Origin of the sequence: Sporosarcina sp. ZBG7A (assembly GCF_000813425.1) — a bacterium.
In the GTDB taxonomy this organism is placed as follows: domain Bacteria; phylum Bacillota; class Bacilli; order Bacillales_A; family Planococcaceae; genus Sporosarcina.
Window position 1 is genome coordinate 1 of record NZ_JWIB01000007.1, and the last position, 18706, is coordinate 18706.

Genomic DNA, 18706 nt, shown 5'->3' on the forward strand with positions numbered 1-18706 from the left:
GTTGATTGTAGCGGAGAGCGGCGACTCCTGAGGGATCAGCGAAGCTTGAAGACCCTGGACTGAGCAAAGCGAGGGAAGCGGCTGAGAGCAAGCCCCTCGGAAAGCGTCCGCTCGCAGCGGAAATCAACTTTTTCTAGTTAATACTATTGTAAAAGAAAAAAACTGTAGGCAAACTCCGTGATTACTGGAGTTTGTCTACAGTCTGAGACAAGCTTAGTGATACTAAGCTTGTCTTTTTGTTTTGAAATTTTATTTTTTAGTTCCAGCTTCCACTTCTAACGACGGCTTAATAGTCGGTGTTTCTGTAGAAAAGATTTCAGACTCAGCCCGTTTTTTCTTAAGTGCAAAATACTCTTTGACAGCCGCTTGGGCAATATCATTGTTCGGATGTGCATAACCTTTTGTATATGTTGATACGTGCGGCACAATAACAGAATATGCAATTTCAGGGTTTTCATACGGAGCAAAACCTACGTGAGCAACAGAAATTGTTTGAGTCCCCCATAGTGATCGATCTTCGCCCTCATAATACCCTGCCTGCGCAGTACCCGTTTTCCCTGCAGCATCGAAATCTTCACCTTGGAAAATGTTGTACGCAGTCCCTTTGGGTTGATAGTACGTATAATGCATCCCTTTTTTAACTCGTTCAATTTCTTCAGGGGTATTATCAATTCGGTTGAGAATCTTCGGATCGTTCTGTTCCAAGAGAGCTCCGAATTCTTTTCCATCTTTTGAAGGATCATATACAGCCTTCAGTACTTGTGGTGCAATTCTATATCCACCATTTGCAACAGTGGAAACATACTGCGCGAGTTGCAGAGGCGTGTACGTATCATACTGGCCAATCGATAAGTCGAGTAGCTTACCAGGCTCTTTACGGTTTGGCTCTGGTGAAGACCCCGACACTTCGCCCGGCAAATCGATTCCTGTTTTGACACCCAAACCAAACGAGGCATAACTGTCTCGTAATTTGTTGAATGCATCAAAATCGATTTTTAAGCTACCGCCTTTTACATAATTATAGTTTGCTATATCCATTGCAATTTTGAACATATACACGTTGGAGGAGCGTCCAAGTGCTTCAATGTCGTCAACGGAAACGCGAGAATTTTGGTTGAAAAGAGATGCTTTGCGTTGTTTACCTACATAAATAGGCTCATCAATTTTCCTTTCTCCTAAACTCAATACATCATGCTGATAACCACTTAACACAGTAGCCAACTTCATAGTCGACCCAACTTCATATGACGTACTGAACGTACCAAATGTGTAGTCTTGTACAGTTAGTTTACCCGTTTCTTTGTCTTTCACAATCTTTTTACCAACCATGGATAATACTTCACCTGTATTTGGGTCCATCATCACTAAGAAGGCTCGATCTAAAAATTGAGAGCCACCCATTCTTTTTGCTTTCAGTAAATTATCTTCTACAATTTTTTCCAGATGGGATTGCAGTTCCTGATCTAATGTCAACATCAGATCTTTTCCTGGTTCCCCTTCACGGACGGTTTTGGTTTCTACGACTTTGCCGGTTCTATCCTTAATATTTTTCACAACTGTTTTCTGACCTTTTAGCAAATCTTCATAATAACGTTCAATGTAGCTTTTGCCTACCCTGTCATTCCGCGAATAACCACGTGAAAGGAAGTAGTCCAGATCTGTTTTAGGAATTCCTTCTAGAGGGCTAGTCGTTGTTCCAAGGATCGCGCTATCTGACATCTTGACGCGTTCCCAATCTGTTGTCGTATTGACTCCAGGAAGTGATCCCAGTTGTTCAGAGACCGTTGCGAATTCCGTATCAGTCACTTCTTCACTCTTAACGATTTGTGGAGTATAGGCATATCCTGACATCATTTCCCGATAAATCGCGAGAACTTCAAGCTCACTATCTGTAAACGAATCCATTTCTTCGTCTGTAATGCGGTCCCGTGTCATTTTCGTGATTTCGCGTTGCGCTTCCTTTTTTGAGATGGATTCGTCATTTTGAAGCGCCAATTGTTCCTTCTTTGTAACTTTATCCAGCGCTTCATCAGGATGTAACAGGATCCAAAAGTCTTTTTTGTCACCTAGAGTTACTCGCGTCGTAGGTTTGTCAATTAACTTTGCAAGCTTTTTAGCAGTTTTCAACATGTCTTCAGACGTTGTAGAAGTTGTCTTCGTATATGTAATCGCATTTCGTGGTTCGTTATCTACGAGCAAATGACCGCTCCGATCAAAAATCCGGCCCCTTGGAACACTAGTGTTCACTGCGATTTCTTCTGTACGTTCTAACTCACGCTTATAGTCTTCCCCTTTAACAATTTGCAAATATCCTAAACGAAAAATTAGCAACGAAAACAATACGAATATAGAAAAGAATAAAAAGTTCATTCTGAAGGAAGTCAATTTGCGCTGGCGTACTTTTGCCTGATCGACTTTACGCTGATTTTTCCTCACGTTTTCCTCCTCCTTCATTAGGTGCACATCAAATGAATTATAGCATTAAAAAAGAAAAAGCACACATCTTGACGAACAAGATGTGTGCTTGGTTGCATCAATCACTTACTTATTTTCTGTGTAAAGCTTTTGTACTTCATCCCAGTTAACAACATTCCAAAATGCTGAAATGTAATCAGGACGACGGTTTTGATAGTTTAAGTAATAAGCATGCTCCCAAACGTCAAGCCCAAGAAGTGGAGTCTTACCTTCCATTAATGGAGAGTCTTGGTTTGGTGTAGACATGATTGAAAGTTCGCCGTTATCAAGAACGAGCCAAGCCCATCCAGAACCAAAGCGAGTTTTTGCAGCATTCGCAAACTCTTCTTTGAATTTGTCTAAGCTTCCGAACTTCTTGTCAATTGCTTCAGCTAGAGTACCAGTTGGCGCTCCGCCACCGTTTGGTGAAAGAAGTGTCCAGAATAAGGAGTGGTTCGCATGACCTCCGCCATTATTGCGAACTGCAGTACGGATATCTTCAGGAACTGCATTCAAATCTGAGATAAGCTCTTCAACAGATTTTGCAGCAAGATCAGCATGTCCTTCCAATGCATTATTTACATTGGTAACGTACGTATTATGATGCTTCGTGTGGTGAATCTCCATCGTTTCTTTGTCGATGTGTGGTGCTAGTGCATCATATGCATAAGGCAATTCAGGTAATTTGTAAGCCATTTCCAATTCCTCCTTGAATGATTGAATTCTTTCCTACCTTTCAAGATTATCAAACTTCCCATAGGCATTCAATTATCTTGTCTTTTATGTGACGAAGAAGATGAAAATACCGATCATAACAATCATGACAATGCCTTTGACGATAACAGATGTTAAAAATCCGATCAACGAGCCAATTCCTGAACGAAAGGCTTGTTTAAAACCAGCACGCGTAATGAGTAATTCCGCAAAAACAGCACCAAGGAATGGTCCAATTAGAATTCCAGCGACCGGAATGACGAATGGCCCAATGAGAAGACCAATCGTACTCCCCCATCCTCCAGCATTAGATCCTCCAAAACGTTTTATACCGAAAAGGTTTGCAATCGTATCTGCTCCAAACAACAAAATAGTGAATAAAATTTGTATTGTCCAGAACAGCCATCCCATGGAACTGAATGTATCAATTAGCCCATAGAGCAAAAAGCCGCCAATGATGAAGAGAACAGAAGGAATCACCGGATAGATTAAACCAATAAAAGCAACAACGAAAAACAGACTTGCTACAATCCATGCAATCCATTCCATCCGACTTTCTCCTCCCTTATGCGCGTTTTCCTAAAACAGCTTCTGCAATATTGACAGCATGATCTCCGATTCTTTCCAAGTTAGAGACAATATCGACAAATACAATACCAGCTTGCGCAGAACAGCCACCTTCATTCAGACGAATAATATGGCTCTTTCTACATTTGCGTTCCATTTTGTCGATTAACTCTTCTTGTTTAGCCACAGTACGTGCAAGCTCCCAATCGTTCGTATCTAAGGAATCCACAGCTTTTTGTACTGTACCAATAGTCAGTGCAAACATCTCTGAAAGTTCTTCTAGAGCATCTTCAGAAAGCTTTACCTTATTAACTTCTCTAAAGTCAATGAGTTCAATGATATTCTCAAAGTGATCTCCAATTCTCTCGATGTCACGAACCGTATCCATCAACATGACGTGACGGACGGATTCAACCGGCGAGATATTGACAGCAGAAATCTCAACTAGATAATCCGTGATTTTACGGTCCAAATTATTAATGGCATCTTCAATTTGATACGCAGTCTCTGCATGGCCCTTCTTACTGCTCTTCAAGTATTCGAATGTTTCTTCTAATCCTTGGACAGCGAACGAACCCATACGAATGATTTCTTCTTTTGCTTGTCCAATCGCAACGGCTGGAGACTGAGTAATGAAATGAGGATCCAAATGTTTCGGTTTATATTCAATCGTCACATCTTCACCAGGAATTAGTTTCGTTACAAAGTACGCCCAAGCACCGATGAACGGAAACTGGATTGCTGTGTTCACCACGTTAAATGAACCATGGGCGAACGCAATTTGCATCTTCTTGTCAATTCCGAACGTACTCGTTATCCATTCCACGTAAGCAGTGAAAGGAACGAGGAGGATCATGAATATGGCCGCACCAAGAATATTGAACAAAACGTGGGTTGCAGCCGCACGACGGGCAGCAACAGATGCGCCTATTGCTGCTAAAATTGCAGTTATCGTAGTTCCGATATTGTCACCAAACAAAACAGGCAATGCAGCTTTCAAATCGATAAGATTTTCCGCATATAAGCCTTGCAAGATCCCTACAGTCGCACTGGAACTCTGAACGATTAAGGTAAACACCGTACCTGCAACCACTCCAAGCATCGGGTGGTCTGCCATCGAAACGGTCAAATCAGTAAACGACTCAAGTGATCGTAAAGGCACCATCCCTTCACTCATTAGTTCGAGCCCTAGGAACAGGCCTCCAAACCCGAATACAACCTCACCAAAATGTTTAACCGTCAGTTTCGGGATGAAGAATATCATGAACGCACCAACCGCCATGATTGGCAACGCATAAGCACCTACGTCCAATCCGATGATGAATGCCGTAACGGTTGTACCTATATTGGCACCCATAATAACACCGATTGCTTGTCTCAGTTTCATGAACCCCGCACTAACGAGCCCAACGGTAATAACGGTCGTACCTGAACTTGACTGAATCAGAACCGTCACAATAATACCGACTAGTACACCCATGAACGGGTTCGTTGTAAAACGGTCGAGAATAGAACGTAGCCTATCTCCAGCTACTTTCTGAAGACCGTCCCCCATGTATTTAATGGCGAAAAGAAATATACCTAGTCCACCAAGAAATTGAAACGCCACTTCCTGCCAATTAATATCCATGTAATGCGCAACCTCCAATAACGATATGTATACTCCCCTATTATTGTCGCCGACTTCTCATATGTAAATAGACAACGGTCAATCTTTACAATCCCTTAACATTTGACATGCTAAACTGGCTAATGTTGTGACAATCCCTACCCAATTACATAGTACCGATGCTAAACTAGCGATATACCCAGAAAGGAGTCACCGTTTTGAAGAACTATCAATTATTTTTTGCTTCCATCCACGAGCCAAAAAAACTCGCAGCTTTCCGATTGCTACCTATCGGAAAAGTATTTCAATACGTATTTCTATTTGTAATTCTTTCAACCTTGGTGTCTTTTATACGATTCCTTACGGGAGATATTGATTTGTTCGGCTCTTCTCAAGAATTGATCGATTACGCAGCAACTGTCGGTGGTTTGCTCTATCCTATGGCATTTGTCCTTCAGCTTGTCATTAGTACGTTTTATTTATTCATCCGAGTTAGTTTCTTCGGGCTTGTTGGGCTTGGACTTTTGAAAATTTTCAAACGTCGCGGAGAATACAGGCATATGTGGCGTACTTCAGCTGTTTCAATTACTGTCCCTATTTTAGTTTCTTTAGTACTTGATATCTTTCATGTTGAAAGCGCCTTTAATTTCCCACTTACCGCGATTATCCATATTGTGTATTTAGCATTGGCTACAAACTATTATCCGAAACAGCCTCAAGCAAAAGTAACGCGCGCATAATTGTCTTCCTTCGTGCATATCGTGTGCGAAGGGGGGCTTTTCTTATGAGACTACTAATTACCGCGCTAGCTGTATTCGCGCTTATCCATATGCTGAAAAGTGATTTGACAGAAGGCACGATTCAACTTGCAGCTTTTGCATCAGATGAACCCACTTGTGAAGAAGTGGACAAGCCTGTATCTATTGTTGTCACAACGGTTCAAGGTGATACAATCGAAACGTTATTTGCACTTTATCCTGATCCAAGTATGCCTTTCATTGATCGATTGACAGTTTTCTATCAACTAAACCCTCATTTACAGCTTCAGGACATTGTAGGTGGAGAGCAGATTGAAATTCCACTTAGTAGTGAAACCGTCACATTTTGCTCAAAACAATAGAGTCCGGAGGGCAGTTCCTTGTCTTTTTAGCACAATGATTGATAAAATGTACAATAGTAAACAGTAGTAATTCGAAGTAAGGAGAGAAAATAATGACTGAAATGATACATCGATCCAACACTCGTCCTGTTAAAGTCGGGAATCTTACAATTGGTGGAAGTAACGAACTATTCATCCAAAGTATGACAACGACTAAAACACATGACGTGGAAGCAACTGTTGCAGAAATCAAGCGTTTGGAAGAAGCAGGTGTTCAGATTGTCCGCGTTGCTTGCCCAGATGAGCGCGCAGCTTACTCAATTGGCGCGATTAAAGCACAGATTAACATTCCACTCGTTGTCGATATTCACTTTAACTATAAACTAGCACTGATTGCGATTGAACAAGGTGCTGATAAGATTCGTATTAATCCTGGTAACATCGGGAAGCAAGCAAAAGTGGAAGCTGTTGTTAATGCAGCTAAAGCAAAAGGAATTCCTATTCGAATCGGTGTAAACGCCGGATCTCTTGAGAAGAAAATCCTTGAGAAATATGGCTACCCAACAGCTGACGGAATGGTTGAAAGTGCCTTGCACCACATTAAAATCCTTGAAGACCTCGATTTCCATGACATCATCGTGTCGTTGAAAGCGTCAGATGTGAACTTGGCAATCGAAGCTTATAAGAAAGCTGCAGCTGCATTCGACTATCCGCTTCACCTTGGAATTACTGAGTCCGGTACACTATTTACCGGTTCCATTAAGAGTTCTGCAGGTCTCGGAGCGTTACTATCAGCAGGCATTGGTAACACAATGCGTGTATCCTTGAGTGCTGACCCTGTACAAGAAGTTAAAGTGGCACGTGAGTTATTGAAAGTATTCGGTCTTTCATCGAACGCAGCTACTCTCATTTCATGCCCAACTTGTGGACGTATAGAAATTGACTTGATATCCATTGCAAATGAAGTAGAAGAATATATCTCACACATTAAAGCACCTCTTAAAGTAGCAGTTCTTGGTTGTGCAGTGAACGGACCAGGTGAAGCACGAGAAGCGGATATCGGAATCGCAGGTGCTCGCGGCGAAGGACTTCTGTTCATGCACGGAAAAACAGTACGTAAGGTTCCTGAAGAGACAATGGTCGAGGAATTGAAAATCGAAATTGATAAACTTGCGGAAGAGTACTTCGAAAAAAAGAGACAAGAAGAACTGCTTGAAGAAAGTGGAACCTCTAAGTGAAAAACTATCGATTCGGTATCGATATTGACGGAACTGTAACGACTCCATCCTCTCTACTTCCGCATATTAATAAAAAGTTCGGTTGCGAGCTCGTTTTAGATGATATTAAGGAATATGATCTGACAACTGCTTTCGATGTCGATCCTACCGAATTTTACAAGTGGTACAAAGAAGCTGAACCAGAGATTTGTCTAACATCCTCCACGCAAGAACAAGCTAAACAATTTTTGACAGACTGGCAGAAGCAAGCAGAGCTGTATTACATCTCTGCCCGCGGTTCTGAAGTGATGGATGCGACGATGAAATGGTTTGAACGTGAGCAACTCCCCTATGACCATGTCGAACTTATCGGCAGTCATCGTAAAATTGAAACTGCACGCAAATTTGGTACAGACGTGTTTTTCGAAGACAAACACGATAATGCTGTCGACCTCCACGAGGAACTTGATATTCCTGTCATCCTTTTTGACACTCCATATAATCGGAATCCTATTCCGAATGGTGTCATCAGGGTCAATAACTGGAACGAAGCTAATGAGTGGATACAGCACAACTTCTTTACAACTCGAGTGAACTAAAAAAAGGAAAGGCTCATTTTTTGAGCCTTTCCTTTTCTTATTGGCATTGAGGACATTTCCCGTACACTTCAAACTTATGCCCTTGAATTTCCACTCCAGGTAAGTTAACTGCGATGTGATCCATCGGACACGACGGTATGTGTTTCGTTTTGCCACATACCGTGCAAATAAAGTGATGGTGATGAACGCCCGGATCACAGTGCATCCGATATTGACGTTCCCCATTCAAATCAGTTTCTTCCAAAATATCAAGTTCCGCAAAAGTGGTTAAGTTTCTGTAAATTGTATCAAAGCTCACTCCGGGATTGTCTTTCTTCAGAAATTCACCAACATCCATTGCAGCAGTATATCCATCTCGCTCTGCAAGAAACTCTAAAATCGCTTCTCTATTTTTTGTTCGCTTGAAAGAATGTTCCTTCAACGTTTCCCAAGCTTTTTCTACATTCACAGCACTTCCCCCTTCCTTCTCACCGTACTTTGCCCTGTCAAACGTTTACCCATTAACACAAGTAGTAATATGACTATTGCCGTCACTACGATCGTACCTCCAGGTGCAATATCCAAGTGATACGCAGCGAATAGCCCGGTAACGACGGATACTTCCCCAAAAAGAATTGACAGTAACATGGCTGATTTAAAGCTTTTTGCCACTTGAATTGCAGCGGCAACTGGTAGAGTCATAAGAGACGATACAAGAAGAATTCCGACAATCCGCATCGAAGCTCCAATCACTAGCGCCGTAAGCACCATGAAAAACATTTGAATCCAGCGTCCTTTAATGCCTGATGCTTGAGAATAATCCGCATCGAAGGATAACGTAAACAATTCTTTGTAGAACAAATAAATGAATGCAAACACCCCGACTGCAAGGATTGAAACAACTAGTAAGTCTTGTCGGCTTACTGCAGAGACCGAACCAAACAAATAGCCTACGAGGTCCGCACCAAAGCCTTTAGCTAAGGAAATGAATATCGCTCCGAATCCAATACCTGCTGAGAGTATGATTGGAATCGCAAGTTCTTCAAAATTGCGATAAACCCTACGCAATCGCTCGATTAAGAGCGAGCCACCCACTGCAGCTGCCATACCTAAATAAATCGGATTGAGTCCTGCGAAAAACAACACTTGCTGACTTAAATACAAGCTTCCTGCAATCCCTGCAAGCGAGACATGGCTTAGAGCATCAGCAATTAAAGCAAGACGCCTAACAACGATGAAGAGCCCAAGCATTGGTGCAATCACTCCGATAATTAATCCTGAGAAAAACGCATTCTGTAGGAATTCATAAGTAAATAATGCATCAATCATTGGAAGTGTCTCCTTCCTTCTGATGAACGAGACGGACAGAATGACCATACCATCGTGATAGATCGTTATCATTCAGCTTCGCAAAGTCTCTTCTTCCACCATGGAAGTGCATCGTCCGATTCAAACAGGCAACGTGTGAAGCAAGATCTGTCACAAGGTCAATTTCATGAGAAACTAAAATAATGGCTATGCCATTGTCACGATTCAATTTTTCAAGCATAGAATAGAAAGAAGCCGAGTTTTGCTGGTCCACCCCGACAGTAGGTTCGTCCATGATGAGCAGTTCTGGTTTTGCCGCAAGTGCTCTTGCTATGAAGACACGCTGTTGCTGTCCTCCAGAGAGCTCACCTATATTACGATCAGCGAATTCTCTCATATCCACCTCAAGAAGTGCATTCATAGCAGCTTCTGTATCCGCTTTTGAAAACCGCTTTAACAATCCTGTTTTTTTCGTCAAACCACTTCTCACAACTTCCAGAACAGTTGCTGGAAATCCGCTATTGAAAGAATTTGATTTTTGGGAAACGTAGCCGATTCGTTCTTTGTGGCTAACTGAAGAAATCGGCTCCCCGAATAGTTCCACTGATCCTTTATTCGGCTTTAACAATCCTAATAAAATTTTAATGAGCGTCGATTTCCCAGATCCGTTCGGACCAATAAGTGCCCAAAATTCACCTGGTTTCACAGATAAGGTGATATCTTTCAACACCGATGAATTTCCATAATTAAAAGTTACATCTGTTAATTTCACTAGACTTTCTTGCATACAACCATCCTTCTATTAATAGTAATGATTACGATTCACTCCAATGATTATAAACGAAACGGCGCGGGCTTACAAATTTAAAGGAAGCTAGGTGACAATTTGGATTACACACGATTGCTACTGGAAATGAAAAAAAGAAGCGATGAAGAGATGTTGAAGATGTCCAAGTCGTATGGATTAGATTTTACTGTTGAGGAAATCAGAATGCTTAGACCTTTATTAGATGAGATCTCCATGCATTGGATTTTAACAGGGGTTCCTGAGAGTTTTATTTCAAAGGTGGAGCGGATTTTAGGACAGAAACGTACGAATCAGTTGTTGGAGGATTATTTAAATATGCGAAAGTAAGAAGAGACTGCCGAGCAAATCAGTTACTACTGATTTGCTCGACAGTCTTTTTCTTTAGGAACAAGTATTTTAAACTGTGATGATTTATTAGCACTTCCGCAACTATTCACCAATAAAAACGACAACTATTAAACGTTAGTCTCTTCGTTCAATAATGCGTCACGATATTTAGGGGTGAATTCCCCACTTTTCAGCATCATGATTTCTTCTTTGTATGGTGCTGTTTTGTTTTTCTTATCCGTACCAATGAATGGGGTTTCAAGTATTTTTGGAACGTTCGTGAATGATGGGTGATGAACGATATAGTGCAGTGGTTCAAAACCGATGTGACCGAAGCCTACGTTTTCATGACGGTCTTTCCCTGCCCCACGGACATTCTTACTATCATTGACGTGGATAACTGAAATTCGATTTCTACCAATGTAGTGATCAAACTCTTCCAGCACACCTTCAAAATCGTTTACAATATCATATCCTGCATCATGGACGTGACACGTGTCAAAACAAACTGAGAGACGATCGTTATTTTTAACGCCATCAAAAATCTTCGCAAGTTCTTCAAAGCTTCTTCCGCATTCAGTGCCCTTACCTGCCATTGTTTCCAGCGCGATCTTGACATCGGCGTCTTCAGCTAAGACTTCATTCAAACCTTCGATAATTTTTGCAATGCCCTTGTCAACACCTTCACCTACGTGTGCCCCTGGATGCAATACGATCTGGTTTGCTCCAAGTGCTGCTGTCCGTCGAATCTCTTCTTGCAAGAAATCAACGCCCAGGCGGAATGTTTCAGGTTTCACGGTATTTGCGATGTTAATGATATAAGGCGCATGGACGACCATAGAGGATAGTCCGTGCTCCGACATATGAGCTTGCCCTGCAGCAATGTTCAACTCTTCAATTGGTTTACGTCGCGTGTTTTGTGGAGCTCCTGTATAGATCATGAAAGTCGAAGCACCAAATTCGAGAGCATCCTTACTTGAACCAAGTAACATGTCCTTCCCACTCATCGATACATGGGAACCGATTAATATAGGTTGTTCACTCATTTTTTCTTATTCATTCTCCTTTCACGCTTTTTAAAGCGATCCACTTCCGCAGCCCGCTTCTTTTTATAACCAGGTTTCACCTTAGTAGGTTTCCGGATTAAAGCAGTAGCCTTCTTGTCGATTTCATCCTGTTCTTTCGGACGATTTTTTCTGGAATGACGCTCTTTCAGTTGCGACCACTCTCCATTTTTTACATCTTCATGTACGAATGGGATGCCCATTTTCTCGATTTTAACGATAGCATCATCTTCAGAAGGATCGAATAACGTGATAGCTACCCCTTCCAAACCAGCACGTGCTGTACGTCCAACACGGTGGATATAGAACTCTAGGTCTTCAGGGAGCTCGTAGTTGATGACGTGGCTTACGCCAGGGATATCAATTCCTCGTGCTGCTAGATCTGTCGCTACAATGAATTGATATTCAAGGTCACGAATTTGTTTCATCATACGAGTCCGTTCACGAGCGTTCAAATCACCATGAATTTTCCCAGTCTTCACACCTTGCGCAGCAAGATAGCCCGCAAGCTCATCTGCATTTTGTTTCGTATTGGTGAAAATAATCGCCAAATAGGGATTGATTGACTGGATGACGTTTAAGAGTTTCTTTTTGCGATCCATTCCTCGTACCGGAACGAGCGAATAGTGCATGCCTTCTGTTAATGGCTTCTTTGTGCCGAGCTGAATATGAACAGGGGAGTTCATATACTTTGCAAGAAACGGCTTAAGTTTTTCTGGAATGGTCGCAGAGAAAACATACATTTCCAAGTCACTTGGCATTTTTCCTGCAAACTGGTCAATGTCTTCAATGAATCCCATATCAAACGCAAGATCGGCTTCGTCGATTACGAGGATGCGGGCAGTATGAATCGATAACGCACCTGTATCTGACATATCTCGGATACGTCCAGGTGTTCCAACAACTAAATGAGGATTCGATTTCAATTTGTCAGCAGAACGTTTCTTATCCGTCCCGCCAATCAATAAACTTGTGCGGACTTCTGAAGAAGCTGTTAGTTTTTTCAACTCATCAAATAACTGGATAGCAAGCTCCCGTGTTGGAGCAGTGATGACTGCTTGAAGCTCATCTGCATCTGTATTAATGCGTTGTAAAATTGGAATTAGGAAGCTATGAGACTTACCTGTTCCTGTGTGTGCTTGTCCGATTGCGCTCTGACCTTTTAAAATGAGCGGAATCATTTCCTTTTGGATGGGGGTTGGACTTGTGAAGCCCAATTGTTCTATCGCGTCGCGAAGAAACGGTTTAAATTGGTAATCAGTGTATCTAGACATGTTCGTGTCCTCCTATCATTCATTCGTTCATTGTAGCACGAAACTGTACCGCTGGTTGTTTTTTTCGCATAGGATACATTATAGACAAAGTACTCTTTGGGAAAGGAGATAATTATGAGATATCAATCTTTTTATCCATTTGCTAATCAGCAGCGGCAAGCTCCTGCTGGCCAACAGATGTTTCGTGGAAACATTCATCAGGCAAATCCCTTTATGCAGGGACCTGCGGCACCATTTACACAAGGCCAAGCGAATCAGCAACCTTCCCCGTTTGGGATGGATCCTGGATTTGGTGGTCAACAGCAAGCACAAGGTGGAACACCTACAGGGGCTGGTCTTTCAAAACCTGAAATGTATATGGAAACCGCCAATCGTTTTATGACAACTGTGCAACAATATGCTCCAATGGTACAACAGTTTGCGCCAATGCTTCAAAACATACCTGCCATGTGGAAATTGTATCGAGGATTTCAATCTCTTCCGGATGCAGGGGTAGCAGGAGCATCTGCAGCAGCATCTGTTGCACGCGGGGCAGCGCCAGTCGCTTCAGGACCACTACCTTCTATACCTAAAGTGTTCCAGCCACCAATCTAAGACTTTGAACCTTTAAGCCATCTCCGCTATAATAGGGGTAGATCCCTTTAGAGGAGTGAGCTTAAAATGGAAGTAATGAAGATTTCCCCGCGGGGTTATTGTTACGGGGTCGTCGATGCAATGGTGATTGCTAGAAATGCGGCACTCGACGAATCATTGCCGAGACCGATTTATATATTGGGCATGATTGTACACAACAAGCATGTGACGGATGCATTCGAGGAAGATGGCATCATCACATTAGAAGGAAATAATCGTCTCGAGATTCTCAATCAAGTCGAAACAGGTACTGTAATATTCACAGCACATGGAGTCTCTCCTGAAGTACGTGAACTCGCACGTAAAAAAGGTCTAGTTTCAATCGACGCTACGTGTCCTGACGTAACTGTCACACATGACTTGATCCGTGAGAAAACTGCTGAAGGCTACGATATCATCTATATTGGTAAGGCGCATCATCCGGAACCTGAAGGCGCTCTTGGTGTTGCCCCAGGAAGAGTTCATTTAGTTGAAAATGCCGAGCATATCGAGCAGTTAACTCTTCAAAACGACAAATTACTTGTCACAAATCAGACAACTATGAGTCAGTGGGACGTAATCCACCTCATGGAAGACTTGAAAAAGAAATATCCTCACATCGAAGTCCATAAAGAAATTTGTATGGCGACACAAGTTAGACAAGAAGCAGTTGCCGAGCAAGCGGGCGAAGCAGATTTGCTGATTGTAGTTGGTGATCCGAAGAGCAATAACTCCAATCGTTTGACACAAGTTTCAGTTGAAATTGCTAATACCCCGTCCTATCGAATTTCAGATGTCTCTGAAATTGATTTAAGTTGGTTGGAGGGCGTTGAACGCGTGGCCGTCACAGCAGGTGCTTCTACACCTACATTGATTGTTCGTGAAGTGATCGAATTCCTTACGAAGTTTGACCCTGCAGATCCGTCAACACACATTGCAGAGCGCAAGTTTGACTTAAATCGACTGTTACCGAAGATTAAGAAACCAGCACCCGTTACACGGATTGAACCGTATGTATAAATGAGTAAATCCCCCACTTCTCAGTTGAGAAATTGGGGGATTTTTTTAAATAAAGGTGAAAGGTTCTGTATTTTGTTGGGATTGTAAAAACGTCACATTGTAGTTACGTTGTTCACATTTCTCAGCCATATGTTCTGCAACACCTTGAATCATCACTTTTTCAACATTATGACCCGGATCTACGATACATAAGTCAATCGCTTCGGCATCTTGGGCGACATGGTAATACAAATCCCCCGTTACCAACACATCTGCTCCAGCACGTTTAGCGGCATGTATATATTTGTTTCCATCTCCACCTAAAACGCCTACTTTATGAATCAATCGATCTTTATCTCCTACCATTCTAACTGCAGGCACATCTAGCTTCTCCTTCACAAGGAGGGCAAACTGTTCAAGCGACATACTCGAAGCAAGCTTACCGACTCGGCCAATGCCATATTCTTGATCAGATTCAAAAGAAGTACGTTCAAGGATTTTTATCTGAGTGAGCCCTAGTTTTTCTGAAAGCAGATCATTGACCCCGCCATTTGCTATATCCAGGTTCGTATGAGCTGCATACACCGACAAATCCTTCTTGATACACTTCTCAATCATTCGTCCTTGTGGTGTATCAGTCCAAATGTGTTTCGCAGGTCTAAATAAGGGTGGGTGATGTGCGATAATAAGCGTCGCTCCACGCTCGATCGCTTCGTCAACAATCGCTTCGTTCACATCTAATGTGACTAAGACAGTGTCAACCGGACGATTCAATTGACCAATATGTAAGCCGATTGGATCTCCTTCCATTGCTAATTTTTTCGGTGCCCACGCTTCAAATACTTGAATGATTTCATGACCATTCACGTTTTTCATGACTTCAACACCCTCTCAATCATATCCCTCGTATCACTCAATTGCTTACGTTTCGATTTTGCCTCTTCAGATTGCGCAGACTGTGTTAACACATTGATTACACGTGATATTTCATTTAGCTCACCTTGCCACTTCTCTTGAAAAACAGCAGAACGTTGTCGTAAAAGAAGTGGACCCATTAGTAACTCCTCAGGGTGATAAGACTGATCTCCTCGCTCTAGCACAAGGACTTCATAGATTTTATGATCCTCTTTCAGAATTGCTTCATTCAAGATTTTCCATGAATTGCTGACTGCCCAAACACGGATTGCCTTTGCATGGATATTCGGCTGTACAATGATTCGTTTAACCCCAGTTAACCTATCCGCGTCATTTTCTAAAATAGAGGCAATTAGAGAACCACCCATCCCTGCGATGGTCACTGTTTCAACACCATCATCAGGATAAATAGCTTGTAGTCCATTTTCGAGACGCACAACAACCTTATCCGTTAAGCCTTCCTTCGCAACATTTCGCTTCGCAGATTCAAATGGTCCTTTTACAACTTCTCCTGCAATAGCGCGGGATATTTGCCCTTGTTGAATTAGCCAGCATGGTAAATAAGCGTGGTCACTTCCTATATCTGCAAGGACAGTTCCTTGTTCAGCAAATGATGCGACCAACCGCAATCGTTCTGATAAATTTTTCGCGTTCAATTTTTGTTCCACCTTTCAGCAGACGGACAAACTGTCGTCGACTTCTTCCATTAATCTTATCGAAAATTAGACTTTTTTGCACGCATCAAACAAAAGAGCAATCAGGCAGCGGAGTTCCGCCACACTGATTGCTCTCTAGATTATCATTTAAGAGTTAGAATGTAATCGACCATTGCATCGATGTTCTCATCAGGAACGAGTCCACCAGGCATACCGCCTTTACCATTCTTGATGATTTCGTGAAGCTCTTTAGCGTCTTTGTCTTCACCGTGAAGGCTAGGACCGACTGCTCCTTTTAGGTCTCCACCGTGACATCCGATACATTTTTGCTGAGCTACTGCTTCAGCATCGAATTCAGCAGATGCGCCTTCGTCTTCTTTCGAACCTTCTTCCGTTGCTTCGCCATCTGCATCGGCAATCTCTTTTTGTTGATCAATACCATACATGGACATGAAGAAAATGAGTCCGATACCTAATGCGAAAATCAAAATATAAGGAACAACAGGATTTTTACTCAACGAACTTAACCTCCTTCACCAGAAACGATTCTGTAGTATATAGTGCACATATCTTATTGTACTGTATTCTGGATGAAATCGAAAGACTTATCAACAGACTTTTCTCTTTTGTGACATTTTGGACATACTTTGTGAACTTTTTTCGTTAACAGCCAATTTGGCGGGCAATCACCATATGTTGGACTTCAGAAGTTCCTTCTCCAATTTCCAATAACTTTGCATCACGCATATATCTTTCAACTTCGTACTCTCTCATATACCCATAACCACCATGGATTTGAATGGCTTCGTCTGCAACTTCCATTGCAATCTCGGAGGCATACAACTTACACATCGCAGCTTCTTTTGTAAACTGCTTTCCCTCGTCTTTCAACCAAGCCGCCTTATAGACCATATTTCTTGCAAGCTCAATTTTCATCGCCATATCTGCTAGCTTAAATTGTGTCACCTGGAACTCAGATAGCGACTTTCCAAACTGTTTCCGCTCTTTTGCATATTGCATGGCACGTTCATAGGCTGCTTGAGCAATTCCAACTGCCATTGCTCCAATTCCAATTCGTCCACCATCCAATGTTACTAAAAATTGACGGAACCCGTTCCCTTTTTTACCAAGTAGATTCTCTTCAGGTACTTGTACATTCTCCATAACGAGTTCAGTTGTATTAGAGGCGTGCAATCCCATCTTTTCGTAGTTATCTATCACTTTGAATCCTTCTGCATCTGTAGGAACAATAATCGCACTAATTTCTTTTCCGCCATTATCTGTCTGTCCAGTAATCGCGGTAAGCGCAAGATTCTTAGCATAACTGGCATTGGTGATATATACTTTTGAACCATTAATAGTATAAGTTCCATCTCCAAGTTTAGCTGTTGTTTGTGTGCCGCCTGCGTCTGATCCCGCATTAGGTTCAGTCAGTCCGAATGCACCAAAAGAAGTTCCTTCACATATAGGACGTAAATATTTTTGTTTTTGTTCTTCTGTTCCAAATAAGTTAAGTGGCGCTCCCCCAAGCGAAATGTGCGCGGAATAAGTAATTCCCGTAGACGCACAAGCCCGACTTAATTCTTCAGTGACGATCGCAAAACTGATTGTGTCTGCTCCTGCTCCGCCATACTCTTCTGAAAATGGAAGTCCCATCATCCCCATTTCAGAAAGTTGTTTAAAGATTTCTACAGGAAATTCATTCGTCCGGTCCCTCTCAATTGCACCTGGTGCGACTACTTCGTTTGCAAACTCCCGAATTGTCCGCTGTATCATTTGTTGTTCTGTAGATAAATTGAAATCCATTATGACATCCCCTTTTTTGTGAACGCTTACAAATTTCATTATACAGAATTAGTTGATAGTTTAACAGAAAAAAAGGATTTTTGCTCAATATGAAATGAGCAAAAATCCGATAATCATCAGTAATCCCGCAGCACCTGAAATCGTAAAATACAATAGCTTGAGCAAACGACCTGCAAATAGCCATAAAATGCTATTCAACATAAGAATGCCTACTAACAACATTGTTTCGCCTTCAAAAAAAGCAAACCATATTTTAAGTGATATCGCGAGCAACATAAAAGCAGAAATAATATATGTAAAAGGAATAAGGGCAGAACGAAATGGTTTACTAATTATTAACCTGACTAGTAAACCAAGAACAAAAATAGATGCAGTTGCAATCATAATTACAGGATAATTGCGAATTGTAAACATCAAAGCGGAAAGACCTACTGCTAAAATTACCAACATGATCATTTTCTTCGTGACCGAATACCGCTCTTTTTCCAGAATAGCTTTTTCAATCTTTACATTCGCCGCTGCTTCTGCATCCCCTTGAGCGTATAACGTAATTAAAAAATCACAATAATGCTCTGGCAACAGACGATTCTTTTTCCAATAATGTATTTCTGAAATAATGATTCGTTTACGCTGCGCATTCATAAACGTTCTCTCCTTCTACTGAAAAAAGACACCGGCAAGGAATTTGCCCGGTGCCAG

21 protein-coding genes are annotated in these 18706 nt (G+C 41.9%); 7 read left to right on the forward strand and 14 right to left on the reverse strand.

What is annotated here, in order from left to right; all coding sequences use genetic code 11:
• Nucleotides 1-249: 249 nt before the first annotated feature.
• The 4 genes from RL70_RS01440 to RL70_RS01455 all read right to left on the reverse strand — a co-directional run bounded on the left by RL70_RS01440 (nt 250) and on the right by RL70_RS01455 (nt 5365).
• Nucleotides 250-2436 carry a penicillin-binding protein 2 gene (locus tag RL70_RS01440; RefSeq protein ID WP_039041666.1) on the reverse strand — a complete coding sequence of 729 codons (2187 nt, stop codon included), beginning with the start codon at nt 2434-2436 and terminating at the stop codon, nt 250-252.
• Between the two features lie 105 nt (nt 2437-2541).
• On the reverse strand, nt 2542-3150 hold the full coding sequence (sodA, locus tag RL70_RS01445; protein WP_039041667.1) for a superoxide dismutase SodA: 609 nt from the start codon (nt 3148-3150) through the stop codon (nt 2542-2544).
• A gap of 84 nt (nt 3151-3234) precedes the next feature.
• Nucleotides 3235-3717, reverse strand: a complete 483-nt coding sequence (locus RL70_RS01450; RefSeq protein ID WP_039041668.1) for a DUF456 domain-containing protein — start codon at nt 3715-3717, stop codon at nt 3235-3237.
• Nucleotides 3718-3733: 16 nt separating this feature from the next.
• The gene (locus RL70_RS01455; RefSeq protein WP_039041669.1) at nt 3734-5365 is read right to left on the reverse strand and encodes a Na/Pi cotransporter family protein; all 1632 of its coding nucleotides are present in this window, start codon (nt 5363-5365) and stop codon (nt 3734-3736) included.
• Between the two features lie 197 nt (nt 5366-5562).
• Here RL70_RS01455 and RL70_RS01460 point away from each other — a divergent pair, with 197 nt between their 5' ends.
• From RL70_RS01460 to RL70_RS01475, 4 genes are all read left to right on the forward strand, one after another.
• Nucleotides 5563-6084: a DUF1189 family protein gene (locus RL70_RS01460; protein ID WP_039041670.1), complete on the forward strand. Its 522-nt coding sequence runs from the start codon at nt 5563-5565 to the stop codon at nt 6082-6084.
• A 44-nt stretch (nt 6085-6128) separates the two neighbouring features.
• A complete protein-coding gene (locus tag RL70_RS01465) occupies nt 6129-6464 on the forward strand; it encodes a hypothetical protein (RefSeq protein WP_039041671.1) in 336 nt (111 codons plus the stop codon).
• Between the two features lie 92 nt (nt 6465-6556).
• A complete protein-coding gene (gene ispG, locus RL70_RS01470; protein WP_039041672.1) occupies nt 6557-7681 on the forward strand; it encodes a flavodoxin-dependent (E)-4-hydroxy-3-methylbut-2-enyl-diphosphate synthase in 1125 nt (374 codons plus the stop codon).
• On the forward strand, nt 7678-8259 hold the full coding sequence (locus RL70_RS01475; protein ID WP_039041673.1) for a nucleotidase: 582 nt from the start codon (nt 7678-7680) through the stop codon (nt 8257-8259). The genes ispG and RL70_RS01475 overlap by 4 nt, the downstream gene beginning before the upstream one ends.
• A 37-nt stretch (nt 8260-8296) precedes the next feature.
• Here the strand turns inward: RL70_RS01475 and RL70_RS01480 are convergent, their stop codons facing one another.
• From RL70_RS01480 to RL70_RS01490, 3 genes are read right to left on the reverse strand one after another with little or no spacing between them, the layout of a single operon-like run.
• Nucleotides 8297-8707, reverse strand: coding sequence for a Fur family transcriptional regulator (locus RL70_RS01480; RefSeq protein WP_039041674.1), 411 nt, complete (start codon nt 8705-8707; stop codon nt 8297-8299).
• Nucleotides 8704-9567 carry a metal ABC transporter permease gene (locus RL70_RS01485; RefSeq protein WP_039041675.1) on the reverse strand — a complete coding sequence of 288 codons (864 nt, stop codon included), beginning with the start codon at nt 9565-9567 and terminating at the stop codon, nt 8704-8706. The genes RL70_RS01480 and RL70_RS01485 overlap by 4 nt, the downstream gene beginning before the upstream one ends.
• Nucleotides 9560-10333, reverse strand: a complete 774-nt coding sequence (locus RL70_RS01490) for a metal ABC transporter ATP-binding protein (RefSeq protein WP_039041676.1) — start codon at nt 10331-10333, stop codon at nt 9560-9562. The genes RL70_RS01485 and RL70_RS01490 overlap by 8 nt, the downstream gene beginning before the upstream one ends.
• A 99-nt stretch (nt 10334-10432) precedes the next feature.
• Between RL70_RS01490 and RL70_RS01495 the strand changes: the two genes are divergently transcribed.
• Nucleotides 10433-10681, forward strand: a complete 249-nt coding sequence (locus RL70_RS01495) for a hypothetical protein (RefSeq protein WP_039041677.1) — start codon at nt 10433-10435, stop codon at nt 10679-10681.
• Nucleotides 10682-10809: 128 nt separating this feature from the next.
• On the opposite strand, the gene RL70_RS01500 is transcribed toward RL70_RS01495, so the two are convergent.
• On the reverse strand, nt 10810-11712 hold the full coding sequence (locus tag RL70_RS01500) for a deoxyribonuclease IV (RefSeq protein ID WP_039041823.1): 903 nt from the start codon (nt 11710-11712) through the stop codon (nt 10810-10812).
• An 11-nt stretch (nt 11713-11723) separates the two neighbouring features.
• Entirely contained in the window at nt 11724-13019 is a 1296-nt protein-coding gene (locus tag RL70_RS01505; protein ID WP_039041678.1) for a DEAD/DEAH box helicase, read from the reverse strand.
• A 114-nt stretch (nt 13020-13133) separates the two neighbouring features.
• On the opposite strand from RL70_RS01505, the gene vrrA reads away from it, so the two are divergent.
• Together vrrA and RL70_RS01515 are read left to right on the forward strand one after the other, a co-directional pair.
• A complete protein-coding gene (vrrA, locus tag RL70_RS17180) occupies nt 13134-13613 on the forward strand; it encodes a VrrA/YqfQ family protein (protein WP_052245725.1) in 480 nt (159 codons plus the stop codon).
• A gap of 66 nt (nt 13614-13679) precedes the next feature.
• Nucleotides 13680-14651 (forward strand): 4-hydroxy-3-methylbut-2-enyl diphosphate reductase, encoded by a 972-nt coding sequence (locus RL70_RS01515; protein ID WP_039041679.1) that lies wholly within the window; start codon nt 13680-13682, stop codon nt 14649-14651.
• A gap of 45 nt (nt 14652-14696) precedes the next feature.
• Here the strand turns inward: RL70_RS01515 and RL70_RS01520 are convergent, their stop codons facing one another.
• The 5 genes from RL70_RS01520 to RL70_RS01540 all read right to left on the reverse strand — a co-directional run bounded on the left by RL70_RS01520 (nt 14697) and on the right by RL70_RS01540 (nt 18649).
• Complete coding sequence (locus tag RL70_RS01520) at nt 14697-15506, reverse strand: Nif3-like dinuclear metal center hexameric protein (protein WP_039041680.1); 810 nt, start codon at nt 15504-15506, stop codon at nt 14697-14699.
• The gene (locus tag RL70_RS01525; RefSeq protein WP_039041681.1) at nt 15503-16201 is read right to left on the reverse strand and encodes a tRNA (adenine(22)-N(1))-methyltransferase TrmK; all 699 of its coding nucleotides are present in this window, start codon (nt 16199-16201) and stop codon (nt 15503-15505) included. Before RL70_RS01525 ends, RL70_RS01520 begins: the two co-directional genes overlap by 4 nt.
• Before the next feature lie 143 nt (nt 16202-16344).
• Nucleotides 16345-16719, reverse strand: a complete 375-nt coding sequence (gene cccA, locus RL70_RS01530; protein WP_039041682.1) for a cytochrome c550 — start codon at nt 16717-16719, stop codon at nt 16345-16347.
• Between the two features lie 145 nt (nt 16720-16864).
• Entirely contained in the window at nt 16865-18007 is a 1143-nt protein-coding gene (locus RL70_RS01535; protein WP_039041683.1) for an acyl-CoA dehydrogenase family protein, read from the reverse strand.
• An 84-nt stretch (nt 18008-18091) separates the two neighbouring features.
• On the reverse strand, nt 18092-18649 hold the full coding sequence (locus RL70_RS01540) for a hypothetical protein (protein ID WP_039041684.1): 558 nt from the start codon (nt 18647-18649) through the stop codon (nt 18092-18094).
• Nucleotides 18650-18706 lie beyond the last annotated feature (57 nt).